Consider the following 12,082-nt stretch of genomic DNA (forward strand, 5'->3'; position numbering starts at 1 on the left):
TTTATGTTAAGCAGACAGCACAAACTTATAGTAATGAAAATTGTTAGTTTGTTTTCTGTGGTACGCGGTTATAACATCCCTATTATCGTTATTGCGCAGTATCTGTCGGCGATATTTATTTTGGCTCCAGAGAAAAGAGCACTTGACATTATCTTGGATTTTTATTTATTTCTGATTGTTTTTGCTTCGGCAATTACAATTGCTTCGGGATATATCATCAACAACTTTTACGACAGTCAGAAAGATTTAATCAATAGGCCTAACAAGTCGATGCTGGATCGTTTGGTTAGTCAGAAAACAAAATTATCCGTTTATTTCAGCTTGAATTTTTTGGCGGTTTTAATGGCTTCAATTGTTTCTTGGCGTGCGTTTTTATTTTTTTCTGCTTACATTTTCCTGATTTGGTTTTATTCGCATAAAATAAAAAAATATCCATTTATTGGAAATCTGACCGCTGCGCTTATGGCAGTAATCCCATTTTTTGCGATATTATTGTATTTCTACAATTCGATTTCGTTTGAAGAAATTGAAAATCATATGAGTCATTTTATGGTCATTTCGGCACATGCGGTTTTCTTGTTTTTATTGCTTTTGATTCGAGAGATGATCAAGGATTTAGAAAACTTGAAAGGCGATTTGGCAAATGATTACAGAACGATTCCGATACTTTATAGCGAAAAAACTTCAAAACAAATTATAACGCTTTTGACGCTTTTGACCATTATTCCGGTTTATATTTTAGTCAATGTTTATGATGTTGGCTATATGGATATTTACTTTTATATCTGTTTTGCGGTTTTGTTGTTTTTCCTTCTTTATTTGTGGAAATCAAATTCTAAAGAACAATTTTTAATGCTTCATAATGTTTTGAAATTCTTGATCGTTTCTGGCGTTTTCTGCATTGTTTTGATCAATCCGAGTGTTTTGTGGCACGGGCGCGAATTGATTTCTAATTACTAATTTTTCTCTCTCGCAGATTTGGCAGATTGCGCTGATTTAAAATTTGAAAATCTTTTATAATTTTTCTGAAACTCTGCGAAACAGCTAAATTGTTTAAAAAAAGCCAATTGTTTGAGTCTAGCCCCGATTGACGTGGAAATCCTTTTATTTTTTTCTTTAAAAAATAAAAGATTGGGAACAAAAAGCGGGAAACCATGCCCGAAAAAAAGCCTTTCGTCTTGCTCCTTATCTATTTAAAAATCAACGCTATTAATCTAAGAACATTGAACTTAAGATTTATTGGCGGGAAAAAACTATCTTTGCACAAATTAATGACTTTATGAACAACAAGGAAGGCAATAATAGAAGAGGCGGATCGAGACCAAATAGCTCAAGACCAAACTCTAGCAAGCCAAAACCTCCTATGCAAAAACGCGCTCAGGGGCCAAAAAAAGTGAAACCTGAAGTTAAAGCTGCTCAGGAAGCTGCTGCTGAAAAATTCAGAAAACAAAATCAGCCGGCTAAGAGACAAAAAGCTTCAGACGAAATTCGTTTGAACAAATACATTTCAAATTCTGGAGTGTGTTCACGTCGTGATGCCGATATTTATATTCAGTCTGGAAACGTTAAAGTTAACGGCGTTCCAGTTACTGAAATGGGATATTTAGTAAAAATCAATGATGTTGTAAACTTTGATGGCGTTGTTTTGACTCCAGAAAAGAAAGAATATATTTTACTGAACAAACCGAAAAACTTTACTACTGCTCTTGATGAAGGTCAGGAATATCGCAATGTATTGGAACTTGTTCGTGGTTCTACAAATGCAAAAATTGCTCCTGTAGGACGTATGGACAAGAATACAACGGGATTGCTTTTGTTTACTAATGATACTGATATGATTCGTAAGTTTTCATTGCCGAATCAAAAATCATCAAAAATTTATCAGGTTTCGCTAGACAAAAACTTGAAGTTTGAGGATTTGGAAAAAATCAGCAAAGGTTTAGTTCTTGAAGGACACCGTGTTTCTGTTGAGGAAATCAGTTATATTGAAAAAGAAGCAAAAAGCGAAGTTGGCCTTAAATTACGTACATCAAACGTTAAGGTTGTTCGTTCTATTTTTGAAAGTTTTGACTACAATGTTTTGCGTATTGACCGCGTTTCATTTGCTGGTTTAACTAAAAAGAATCTGCCTAGAGGAAACTGGCGTTTTCTGACAGACCAAGAAATTATCAATTTGAAAAACTCTTAAGTTTCTCAAATTAGATTAAATATCAAATCCTGTTTTGCTTTTGTAAGACGGGATTTTTTTATTTTAGAAACTGAAAAAGTTATGTCCAAAAAGTGTGAAGATTGATCTTCCGATGTTTTGATTTTTTTCTTCAACTGATTCGTAATTCGAAAAACCAAGTATGATTTTGATTCCAGGTTGGATGCTGTTCAGGATTTCTCTTTTTTGTTCTTCCAAAAGAAGTTTTAAACTGTCTAATAATTGGATATTATTTTTAAGATAAGAGACTACAAGAAGTGCTGAAAAGTTAAGTATTTCTCGGGCAGTTTCGCTCTTGATTCCGACTTCATTTGAAATCATTTCAGAAATTCTGCCTTTTTTGTTGGTGAAGATTTCTTTTAAAATTGCGTTTCCTTCAATTCGGTAACAGTCGTCAACTGATAAGATTCGGCCTGAAGTAAAATCGACTTCCTGATAAAAGGTTGAATCGTCTTCGATCAAAGAGATGACTTCCTTATAAAAGCCTAATTCTTCGGCTTTGTTATATAGGCCCATTAAAATTGTGCCTATTGAAACATCAATTCCCTTGATTAAAAGTGCATCGTTTTCGAAATAAAACTTGTTTAGCTTAGAAACAACATTAGAAGAAATAAAACGTCTAAGTTCAATTTGTAGGTTTGGGGTCATACTCATAACTTATAAAATAATTATTTATAATTGTTCGAAATAATCGATAAAGTGAGGCTTTTTATCGTTTATCAGGATAAAAATATAAAATATTTTAACATTTCCAAAAAATAAGTTAAGAATATACATACCCGATTAACAGGTTATTAACATAAATTGTTGCCAATATCAGTAAACATAATACTTTCGTTATCAAAAGGAAATGGAAAAAAATTTTACAAATTTTTGAATATTTTTCAAAAACCTACAAAAAATAAGAAAAATCCTAAGTACTTTTACAGAATTAAAATAAAATGTTTCGATATTCCCATGTTACATGCAGAAAAATTCCAAGAAAAATAACACAAAACATAAAGTTAATAAAGCTTGAAGCAAGAAATCCAAGCAACGATCCTGTAGCCGCTTTTAATGCCCTGTGATGGTTTTTTGAATCATAAATAAGTTCTCCAATAAATGCCCCAACGAATGGTCCAATAATTACTCCGAAAGGTATAGGAGCCAAAATCCCAATTATTAAACCAATGTTTGTTCCCCATACTCCGTAAGAGCTTCCTCCAAATTTTTTAGTTCCTTTTGACGGAATTATATAATCTAAAATTGTAATCACGATTGTAATAAGAAATGTAATGCCCAAAACCCAGTAATTATTCTCGACAGCCTTTGTGAGATACAAAAGCAATAATCCGACCCAGCAACTTGACAAGCCAGGCAAAACAGGCAAGAAACTACCAAAAATACCGATAATCATACAGATAAAACCGAGCAACAACAATACTAAATCCATATATTTTTTGTAAATTGTATTTGCAAATCCCTAGAAAAAACAAGCTATGAGACGATTTTTGAAAATATTTGCATTCTTCTATTTGATTCTTTCAATCCATTCAAACGTATGTGCTCAAACTCAAAAACTTCCTTTAGATGATCTTTTAATGCAGGACAGCATTTATAAAAGTAATAAGAAAAAAGTATTAAATTTTTCTCTCAAGGAATTTGACACCCTTTTTCTTGAATTCTTTAATCGCAAACAAGATCCAAATATTGTACTTACAAAAGCCGAATTTTACACCTACACCGTTCAGATCGCAACATTTTCAGATCGGCTTGCCTCATTATATCCTGACCAAAAAGAACTTGCTGCGCAAAATAAACAACAGTGGCTTTCTGAAAGCTATGAAGATTATTTAGAATACAAAGGTTCACAAAAAAAATAATCGTATTTTTATACCACAAAAGCACTTTATTCAACTCAACCTCAAAATCTTGAAGCAGTTTTTCATTTTTTTAGCTTTCCTACTTTTGAACTCTTGTCAATATTTTGAGAAGAAGGTTCCGTCTGAAAAAGAATTGCTTCAAAAAGAGCTAAAATCCATTAACTGGAAAGAAGTAGATGAATATCCTACCGTCGCCGAATGCGAAAGTATTGCAGATGAAAAACAACGCCAAAAATGTTTTTTTGATGTAATGGCACAACTTATTCAAGAGAAACTACAAATCGATAGTCTGTCAATTCTGTATCCTGAACTGGACACCATCCAGGTAAAAGTAACTGTTTTTCCGAATTCAAAAATGAAATTCGAGCCTCAATTCCCTAAAGATTCTGTTGCTTATGACACCATCAAAGTAGATAGTATTCTGCACGCACGCTTAATTGATTTTCCTAAAGTAAATCCAGCTATCAAGCGTGGTATTCCGGTAAAAACGCAATTTATTTTGCCTGTTATTTTAAAAGCTAAAGAATAGTTTTTTCACCATAACTTTTCACCATGTAAGTTATATAAGTTCATTTAAACTTACTGCAAGGTGACAGTGATTTGCAACTTAAATTTCTTATATAACTTATATGGTTTTAATTTATTTCGTAAAGCGTCGATCCTTCCATTCATAAGAACCAAACAAGCTATACAAAGCCACAGCCGAACTAAAAAAAGGATATAGCAAACTGCTCAGCAAAAGGCTTTTGATTTTAGTTTTTGTCAAAAACTTATTGGTAACGGAAAGCAAAACAAAATCAATTGCAAACTTAAAAAAAGCAAAAATTACAAAAATCGGATACGACCAAATTCCGAAAAGAAGAAAGAAAAATCCAATTACAAAACTCAGATTTCCAAAGAAAACAATCACTCCTAAGAATTTGCCAAAAGCACTTTTATAAGAACTTGTTTTTGCTGCCCAACGTACTCTTTGATGAAATAATGTTTTCCAGTTTTTAGTTGGTTTTGTGATGACAATGGCACCGTCTGCTTTTAAATAATGAACTTGATTTGGGAACTTTTCAATGGCTTTTTGGAGTAAAAAAACATCATCACCACTAGCAATTTTGTCATTTCCATCAAAGCCATTTAAACTTTCAAACAATGATTTTGTGTAGGCAAAATTGGCTCCATTACACATAAACCCTTTATTGATTCCGAAACTTCCAATTGTGGCTCCCTGCAGACTCGTTAAATCTAATTGCTGAAAATGATCTAAAAAAGAATTTCCGCAGTTGTATGTCACAGCACCCGCCAACATCGAAACTTTATTTTCCTGAATGTAATTGTCTAAGGTCAAAAGCCAGTTTTCTGAAACAATACAATCAGCATCGGTTGTAATAACCCAATCGGTTTCTACATGTTGCATTGCAGTTGTAATCGCATCTTTTTTGGGAGATTTTGAAACTCGTATATTGTCGATTTGTGAAATGTCAAATGTGAAATGTGAGATGTGGAATTTCTCGTTTGAATTATCATCCACTAAAATAACTTTGAATAAATCTTTTGGATAATTCAAATTAGAAAAACTCTCTAAAAGTATTGGCAAATTTTCCTTTTCATTCCGAAACGGAACTATTATTGTAAAACTTATTTTCGGCTCTAAATTGTTCTTTTGATAAGTTTTTATTCTGAAAAAACCATAAACAAGCAAACCAATACTGATGCTATAAATGGCTAATATGAAGAATAATTCCAAAATCATGTTGTCGTTTTAGTTTTAAAATTCAGTACAAAATAGCTTCCTAAAACTACCGGAAGAACTACATTTAAAAACCACATTAAAGTACTTATAAAAACTACAATCCACTCGTTTACTTTCAGAATTCCGAAGAAATAAATGGCTACACTTCCTTTTACTGCAAAATCCAAAAATTGAAATGTTGGCAATGAAGAAGCCAGAAAATAAACTGATGTAATCGCTGCCATTAAAGTCAAATAAGGTAAATCGACATCAAAAGCTAAAAACAAAAAATAATACTGATGCGAAAAAACCAAATAACGGCAAATTCCTAAAAAAATGTTTTTTCGATGAACTGATTTCGGAATTTCATTGATTTTATGAATCAGTTTTTCAATCGAATATCCTTTTACTTTTATCTTTTTAATTGAAAATAAAATAATTAAAATTAATACAAATCCACTAAAAAGAATGAGAACGGTTTGGGTTGTAATCACATTGAATTCTGCATTGAAATAAAGCAATCCGAAAATCCCGAAAATAATCGTCAAAATCATTTGGATTCCGTTGCAGATCAAGTTTAAAAAAACCACTCTTTTGGCTTCAGATTTTGGATAATACAAAGCTTTTCCTGCGTACTCTCCTACTCCATTTGGCGTAAAAATTCCGGCAGTTAAAGCGGCTAAAACTTGTTTTGTGGATTCGTAAACTGATATTTTATGAATGACTTGCGCCAGATTCTGCCATTTCAAAATCTCGAAATAACGGTTCAAAACACTCAAAAGCAAGATAAATCCAATCCCTAAAACCGACTGGTTTTTCTTGAACAAAACAATGAACTTCTGCCAGTCTAATTTGTCATTGTTAGCCAGCTGATTGTAAATAAAATAAAATGCGCCGCCAACAATTAAAAGTTTGGCCAGAAGAACTAGGAATTGCTTAGCTTTGTGTGGAATTGAAATCATGCCGCAAAAGTAAACAATTTGTAAATTAGGCAATATGACAATTAGAAAATGAATCGTTTTGATTTTTAAAAAACTTGAAACTTGAAACGTTAAACTTGAAACTTGAAACAAAAACTCTCTTGACACAAGAACGCATCATATTAGGTATTGACCCAGGAACCACAATTATGGGTTTCGGATTGATTAAAGTAACCAATAAAAAAATGGAATTTCTGCAATTGAATGAATTGCAGCTTTCCAAATACGACAATCATTACCAAAAACTAAGAGTTATTTTTGAAAGAACTATCGAATTAATCGAAACGCATTGTCCTGATGAAATCGCAATTGAAGCGCCTTTCTTTGGCAAAAACGTTCAGTCGATGCTGAAATTAGGACGCGCGCAAGGTGTGGCAATGGCGGCGGGACTTTCAAGAGGCATTCCGATTACAGAATACGAACCTAAAAAGATAAAAATGGCAATTACCGGAAACGGAAATGCCAGCAAAGAACAAGTCGCAAAAATGCTGCAACAACTTTTGGGCTTAAAAGAATTGCCAAAAAACCTAGATTCAACAGACGGTTTGGCCGCTGCAGTTTGCCATCATTTTAATTCGGGAAAAGTTGTTGCTGGAAAAAGTTATTCAGGTTGGGATGCTTTTGTGAAACAAAACGAGGATAAAATAAGAAAATAAGTATATTTGGGTTAAAATTTAACCTAATAATACCACAAATGAAAAACCTTAAACTTATTGCTCTTGCTTTATTTACGATCCTTATTTCATCATGTTCTTCAGACGAAAGCGGTGATGGAAGCCAATCTGGGGATGCTTATTTCAACTTTACTTACAATAACAAAACACAAAAAGTCAAAACCTGGGAAGCAATTAAACAAGGTGATTTTATAGAAGTTTTAGGTACATCTGAAGAAGGCTTTGCTATTGATTTTAAATTCAATACCTATGGCAATTTGTACGAAGCTATTACGAACTCAACATCAATAACAAGTACAATTCCAAATCATTATGCATTAGGAAATTTCAGTTCGAACACATTTACTTTTACTTTAGAAAATTTAAATCCAACGGACAAAACTGTTCAGGTAAAATTTTCTGGCAAAATTTATGAAGACGAATACGATTATCAATCTGACTTCATAAATGTAAGTGGTTCTTTTAAAATTCCATACAAAGAAATCGCATCCGATTTTGAAGGGCAAGGTACTTTTGCAAAATTAGACGGAAAAGACTGGCATGGTTTAGTGATGTCATCTACAATTGAAAATATGGAATCTTATATTTTGTATGCTCAAAATGATGGAGAATATACAATTAACATAACATTCCCTTATTCTGGTGCTAAAGCTGGAACTTATACTTTCACAAATAATTCGGCATACAAAATTTCTTTCCAAAAATATGATGTTGCAACTCATGAAAATATTGATTACATCGTTTCAGGAACAATAAATTACACGGCCATAAATGATTTTTACGTGACAGGAACATTTAATCTTACTGCGACACATCCTGTAACCAAAGCAAAAATCACCATTACAAATGGTACATTCAAGGAAAGAAAATAGAATTAAAAGCATTTTTTCGTCAAATAATATTGAATATTGAAGAGCAAGATTTACCTTGCTCTTTTTTTATTATGTCGGGCATTTATATTCACATACCATTTTGCAAGCAGGCTTGTCATTACTGCGACTTTCATTTTTCGACTTCTATGAAAAAGAAAGACGATATGGTTTTGGCTTTAGCCAAAGAAATTGGTATGCGTAAACCTTTCGACTCTGCTCAGGATGACAATATTATTGAAACAATTTATTTTGGTGGCGGAACGCCTTCGGTTTTAAGTAATGAAGAAATTAATTTTCTGATTTCTGAAGTTTACAAGCATTACAAAGTCATCGAAAATCCTGAAATTACGCTGGAAGCAAATCCAGATGATTTGTCGCCAGAACGAATTTTAGAATTATCCAAAAGTCCAATAAACCGTTTAAGCATTGGAATTCAATCTTTTTTTGAAGCCGATTTGAAGATGATGAACCGTGCTCATAATTCGGCGGAAGCCAAAAAATGTTTGCAAGAAGCAACTAAATATTTCGATAATATTTCATTGGATTTGATTTACGGAATTCCGGGAATGAGCGACGAAATGTGGAAACAGAATATTCAAACGGCTTTAGATTTTGGTATTCCGCATATTTCGAGTTATGCTTTGACGGTGGAACCAAAAACAGCTTTGAGCAAATTAATTCAAACCGGAAAAATTGCTGAACCACAGGACGATGTCGCTTCAAACCATTTTATGATTTTGGTTGAAATGCTTCAGAAAAACGGTTTTATTCATTATGAATTATCGAATTTTGGAAAAGAGAATTATTTCTCCAAAAACAATTCGGCATATTGGCTAGGCAAAAAATATATCGGAATTGGTCCTTCGGCGCATAGTTATGACGGAGAAAAAAGAGGCTGGAATATCGCCAATAATTCACTTTATATAAAAGCAATTCAAAACAATGAACTTCCTATTGAAACGGAAACATTGACGATTTCAGATCGTTATAATGAATATATTATGACGGGATTACGAACGATTTGGGGGGTTTCTTTGGACAGAATTGAAAAGGAATTTGGTTTGGAATATTTGAACTATCTAAAAAAACAATCTGAAAAGTTTTTAAATGATGATCTTCTTTCAATTGAAAATAACATTCTAAAACCCACTCCAAAAGGAAAATTTTTAACGGATGGAATTGCGAGTGATTTGTTTTATTTAAATTTGGAAGAATAGACTTAACCGCAAGGCACGCTAGGAATTACGCAAAGAACGCTATCTTTTATTTTGTAAGAATTGAACTATATTTTGTACATAAAGTTTTATATTTGAGTTTTAATTTTTATTGAAACTGCTTATGTCAGAAAATGATCTATCTCGAATTGTGTTTAATGCGGCGTTAAAAGTACACCAAACTTTAGGTCCTGGTCTTTTAGAAAGTGCTTATGAGGAATGTTTGTTCTATGAATTAAAGAAATTAGAGCTTAATATCGAAAAACAAAAAGCATTACCATTAATTTATGAAGAAGTAAAATTAGATGTTGGTTATCGTTTAGATATTTTAATAGAAAATAAACTAATTTTGGAAGTAAAGGCAGTCGATTGTTTAAATGAGGTTCATTTTGCTCAGTTATTGACTTACTTAAAACTAACAAATTGCAAACTAGGCTTATTAATTAACTTCAATGTTTCTTTATTAAAAAATGGAATAAAAAGAGTGGCAAACAATCTTTAATAAAAATCCTTGCGACCTTTGCGTAATTCCTAGCGTGCCTTGCGGTTAAACAAAACTTATGAAAGCAAAAATCAACAACTTCGAAATAGACTTATCAAAACCCATCGATATTTCGATTCCATTAACCAATACAGATGCAAATCCGATTGCTTGGTATATCGAAAAACCTTCCATTGAACCGGTAGTTTTTGGCGACTGGATTGGGAAAGTTTCGGAAGGGAAATCGTCTACGAATTTCAACAACATTTTCTTCAATCCGCATGGACATGGCACGCATACAGAATGTTTAGGACATATCACGAATGATTTTTATAGCATTAATCAATCATTGAAACAGTTTTTCTTTACGGCAAAATTGATCACGGTTGAACCAGAAAAAATTGGAGATGATTTTGTGATTACGAAAGAATGCATTTCGACTTCGCTCAATGTAACAAATGCTTCGACTCCTTTTAGCAAGATAGAGTCGATTATTATCAGAACGCTTCCAAATCAATTAGATAAAAAATCAAGAAAATATTCGAATACAAATCCGCCATATTTAGCTGAAGATGCTGCGATTTTCATCCGCGAAAGCGAAATTCAACATTTATTAATCGATTTGCCAAGTGTCGACAAAGAACATGACGAAGGAAAATTATTAGCTCACAAAGCGTTTTGGAATGTAAAAGACACGGTAAATCTCAATTCTGACGCCAGACTAAATGCTACAATTACAGAAATGATTTATGCTCCCGATGAAATTGAAGATGGAAATTATATACTAAATCTTCAAATCGCTTCGTTTGAAAATGACGCAAGTCCAAGTAAACCTATATTATATAAAATTGCAGATTTTAGATTGTAGATTTTAGATTCCACTTCTAAAAAAATCTAAAATCTGAACTCTTAAATCTAAAATTAAAATGATAGCCGTTTCTACAGATAAAACAAAACTTGATGTTCCGTTTATACAGAATTTTCTAAAAGATATTTATTGGGCCGCAGGGCGAACAATTGATGAAGTTCAACGAACGATCGATGCTTCGGTTTGTTTTGGAATTTATTTGGACGACAAACAAATTGGTTTTGCGCGCGTAATTACCGATTATGTGGTTTTTGCTTATTTAATGGATGTTTTTATTACTGAAGAACATCGTGGAAAAGGATATTCATCCATTTTAATTGAAGCGATGATGAACGATCCTCAATTACAAGAAGTCAAAATTTGGCGATTGGCAACCACTGATGCGCATTTTTTATATGAAAAATTCGGATTTACAAAACTGAATCATCCTGAAAAGATGATGGAAAAAATAGTCAAATGAAAACAGTTCTAAAACTTGAAGAAGTCGCTTTGTTTATTCTGGGAATCTATTTATTTAGTCTTTTGAATTTTGAATGGTGGTGGTTTTTGGCATTAATTCTAGCTCCCGATTTATCCATGATTGGCTATGCTTTTGGAAATAAAGGTGGAGCATTTCTTTATAATGTCTTTCACCATAAAGGCATTGCAATTCTTTTATATCTTTTAGGTTCTTATTTTAAAAATGAATTGTTGCAGTTAGCCGGAATTATTTTATTTTCACATTCGGCAATGGATCGATTTTTTGGTTACGGCCTCAAATATGAAAAAGGTTTTAAATACACGCATTTAGGTGAAATTGGTAAATAAACTAGTATGAATTTAGAAACGTATTATGAATATTGTCTTTCGAAAAAAGGCGTCAGTGAGCATTTTCCTTTTGATGAAGATACTTTAGTTTTTAAAGTGGGCGGAAAAATGTTTGCCTTATCGTCACTTTCACAATGGGAAAAAAATGAAGCTTCGGTCAATTTAAAGTGTGATCCAGACCGTGCAGAAGAACTAAGGGCAGAATATGACGAAATAAAACCAGGATTTCATATGAGCAAAGTACATTGGAATACCGTGGCCTTAAACGGAAATCTCCCAGATAAATTTGTGAAAGAACTCATAGACCATTCGTACGAATTGGTTTTCAAAAGCTTAACAAAGAAAATTCAAAATGAAATAACCGAATTAGAAAATTAGGCATTACATTTGCAACG

The 12,082-nt window shown here is 32.6% G+C and carries 16 protein-coding genes; 12 read left to right on the plus strand and 4 right to left on the minus strand.

Translation table 11 applies throughout. The features are described from left to right. The first annotated feature begins 3 nt into the window (after positions 1-3). Together AAYQ19_RS10340 and AAYQ19_RS10345 are read left to right on the plus strand one after the other, a co-directional pair. A complete protein-coding gene (locus tag AAYQ19_RS10340) occupies positions 4-960 on the plus strand; it encodes a geranylgeranylglycerol-phosphate geranylgeranyltransferase (protein ID WP_343536145.1) in 957 nt (318 codons plus the stop codon). Positions 961-1,279: 319 nt separating this feature from the next. Continuing rightward, positions 1,280-2,188 (plus strand): pseudouridine synthase, encoded by a 909-nt coding sequence (locus AAYQ19_RS10345; RefSeq protein WP_343536146.1) that lies wholly within the window; start codon positions 1,280-1,282, stop codon positions 2,186-2,188. A 63-nt stretch (positions 2,189-2,251) separates the two neighbouring features. Here the strand turns inward: AAYQ19_RS10345 and AAYQ19_RS10350 are convergent, their stop codons facing one another. Then, positions 2,252-2,854, minus strand: coding sequence for a DUF937 domain-containing protein (locus AAYQ19_RS10350; RefSeq protein ID WP_343536147.1), 603 nt, complete (start codon positions 2,852-2,854; stop codon positions 2,252-2,254). A 283-nt stretch (positions 2,855-3,137) separates the two neighbouring features. Then, positions 3,138-3,638 carry a DUF456 domain-containing protein gene (locus AAYQ19_RS10355; RefSeq protein WP_343536148.1) on the minus strand — a complete coding sequence of 167 codons (501 nt, stop codon included), beginning with the start codon at positions 3,636-3,638 and terminating at the stop codon, positions 3,138-3,140. Positions 3,639-3,684: 46 nt separating this feature from the next. On the opposite strand from AAYQ19_RS10355, the gene AAYQ19_RS10360 reads away from it, so the two are divergent. Next, positions 3,685-4,068, plus strand: a complete 384-nt coding sequence (locus AAYQ19_RS10360; RefSeq protein ID WP_343536149.1) for a hypothetical protein — start codon at positions 3,685-3,687, stop codon at positions 4,066-4,068. A 49-nt stretch (positions 4,069-4,117) separates the two neighbouring features. Then, positions 4,118-4,597 (plus strand): hypothetical protein, encoded by a 480-nt coding sequence (locus AAYQ19_RS10365; protein ID WP_343536150.1) that lies wholly within the window; start codon positions 4,118-4,120, stop codon positions 4,595-4,597. Positions 4,598-4,708: 111 nt separating this feature from the next. On the opposite strand, the gene AAYQ19_RS10370 is transcribed toward AAYQ19_RS10365, so the two are convergent. Together AAYQ19_RS10370 and AAYQ19_RS10375 are read right to left on the minus strand one after the other, a co-directional pair. Then, positions 4,709-5,812 carry a glycosyltransferase family 2 protein gene (locus AAYQ19_RS10370; protein ID WP_343536151.1) on the minus strand — a complete coding sequence of 368 codons (1,104 nt, stop codon included), beginning with the start codon at positions 5,810-5,812 and terminating at the stop codon, positions 4,709-4,711. Continuing rightward, on the minus strand, positions 5,809-6,753 hold the full coding sequence (locus AAYQ19_RS10375; protein WP_343536152.1) for a hypothetical protein: 945 nt from the start codon (positions 6,751-6,753) through the stop codon (positions 5,809-5,811). Before AAYQ19_RS10375 ends, AAYQ19_RS10370 begins: the two co-directional genes overlap by 4 nt. Positions 6,754-6,872: 119 nt before the next feature. On the opposite strand from AAYQ19_RS10375, the gene ruvC reads away from it, so the two are divergent. The 8 genes from ruvC (at position 6,873) to AAYQ19_RS10415 (ending at position 12,065) form a co-directional block, all read left to right on the plus strand. Beyond that, positions 6,873-7,427 carry a crossover junction endodeoxyribonuclease RuvC gene (ruvC, locus tag AAYQ19_RS10380; protein WP_343536153.1) on the plus strand — a complete coding sequence of 185 codons (555 nt, stop codon included), beginning with the start codon at positions 6,873-6,875 and terminating at the stop codon, positions 7,425-7,427. Positions 7,428-7,465: 38 nt separating this feature from the next. After that, entirely contained in the window at positions 7,466-8,317 is an 852-nt protein-coding gene (locus AAYQ19_RS10385) for a DUF6252 domain-containing protein (RefSeq protein WP_343536155.1), read from the plus strand. Positions 8,318-8,388: 71 nt separating this feature from the next. After that, entirely contained in the window at positions 8,389-9,534 is a 1,146-nt protein-coding gene (hemW, locus tag AAYQ19_RS10390) for a radical SAM family heme chaperone HemW (RefSeq protein WP_343536157.1), read from the plus strand. Between the two features lie 121 nt (positions 9,535-9,655). Beyond that, positions 9,656-10,033: a GxxExxY protein gene (locus AAYQ19_RS10395; protein ID WP_343536159.1), complete on the plus strand. Its 378-nt coding sequence runs from the start codon at positions 9,656-9,658 to the stop codon at positions 10,031-10,033. Positions 10,034-10,091: 58 nt separating this feature from the next. Beyond that, a complete protein-coding gene (locus AAYQ19_RS10400) occupies positions 10,092-10,880 on the plus strand; it encodes a cyclase family protein (RefSeq protein WP_343536160.1) in 789 nt (262 codons plus the stop codon). 58 nt (positions 10,881-10,938) lie between these two features. Next, positions 10,939-11,340: a GNAT family N-acetyltransferase gene (locus tag AAYQ19_RS10405; protein WP_343536161.1), complete on the plus strand. Its 402-nt coding sequence runs from the start codon at positions 10,939-10,941 to the stop codon at positions 11,338-11,340. After that, complete coding sequence (locus AAYQ19_RS10410) at positions 11,337-11,687, plus strand: DUF4260 domain-containing protein (protein ID WP_343536162.1); 351 nt, start codon at positions 11,337-11,339, stop codon at positions 11,685-11,687. Before AAYQ19_RS10405 ends, AAYQ19_RS10410 begins: the two co-directional genes overlap by 4 nt. Before the next feature lie 6 nt (positions 11,688-11,693). Further along, positions 11,694-12,065 carry an MmcQ/YjbR family DNA-binding protein gene (locus AAYQ19_RS10415; protein WP_132990607.1) on the plus strand — a complete coding sequence of 124 codons (372 nt, stop codon included), beginning with the start codon at positions 11,694-11,696 and terminating at the stop codon, positions 12,063-12,065. Positions 12,066-12,082 lie beyond the last annotated feature (17 nt).

The organism is Flavobacterium mesophilum (assembly GCF_039581405.1).
Taxonomy (GTDB): domain Bacteria; phylum Bacteroidota; class Bacteroidia; order Flavobacteriales; family Flavobacteriaceae; genus Flavobacterium.

Bases quoted from the DNA above. Each gene is read 5' to 3' on its own strand.
- AAYQ19_RS10340 (WP_343536145.1), top strand. From the start codon at position 4: ATGTTAAGCAGACAGCACAAACTTATAGTAATGAAAATTGTTAGTTTG.
- AAYQ19_RS10345 (WP_343536146.1), top strand. From the start codon at position 1,280: ATGAACAACAAGGAAGGCAATAATAGAAGAGGCGGATCGAGACCAAAT.
- AAYQ19_RS10350 (WP_343536147.1), bottom strand. From the start codon at position 2,854: ATGACCCCAAACCTACAAATTGAACTTAGACGTTTTATTTCTTCTAAT.
- AAYQ19_RS10355 (WP_343536148.1), bottom strand. From the start codon at position 3,638: ATGGATTTAGTATTGTTGTTGCTCGGTTTTATCTGTATGATTATCGGT.
- AAYQ19_RS10360 (WP_343536149.1), top strand. From the start codon at position 3,685: ATGAGACGATTTTTGAAAATATTTGCATTCTTCTATTTGATTCTTTCA.
- AAYQ19_RS10370 (WP_343536151.1), bottom strand. From the start codon at position 5,812: ATGATTTTGGAATTATTCTTCATATTAGCCATTTATAGCATCAGTATT.
- AAYQ19_RS10375 (WP_343536152.1), bottom strand. From the start codon at position 6,753: ATGATTTCAATTCCACACAAAGCTAAGCAATTCCTAGTTCTTCTGGCC.
- AAYQ19_RS10385 (WP_343536155.1), top strand. From the start codon at position 7,466: ATGAAAAACCTTAAACTTATTGCTCTTGCTTTATTTACGATCCTTATT.
- hemW (WP_343536157.1), top strand. From the start codon at position 8,389: ATGTCGGGCATTTATATTCACATACCATTTTGCAAGCAGGCTTGTCAT.
- AAYQ19_RS10395 (WP_343536159.1), top strand. From the start codon at position 9,656: ATGTCAGAAAATGATCTATCTCGAATTGTGTTTAATGCGGCGTTAAAA.
- AAYQ19_RS10400 (WP_343536160.1), top strand. From the start codon at position 10,092: ATGAAAGCAAAAATCAACAACTTCGAAATAGACTTATCAAAACCCATC.
- AAYQ19_RS10405 (WP_343536161.1), top strand. From the start codon at position 10,939: ATGATAGCCGTTTCTACAGATAAAACAAAACTTGATGTTCCGTTTATA.
- AAYQ19_RS10410 (WP_343536162.1), top strand. From the start codon at position 11,337: ATGAAAACAGTTCTAAAACTTGAAGAAGTCGCTTTGTTTATTCTGGGA.
- AAYQ19_RS10415 (WP_132990607.1), top strand. From the start codon at position 11,694: ATGAATTTAGAAACGTATTATGAATATTGTCTTTCGAAAAAAGGCGTC.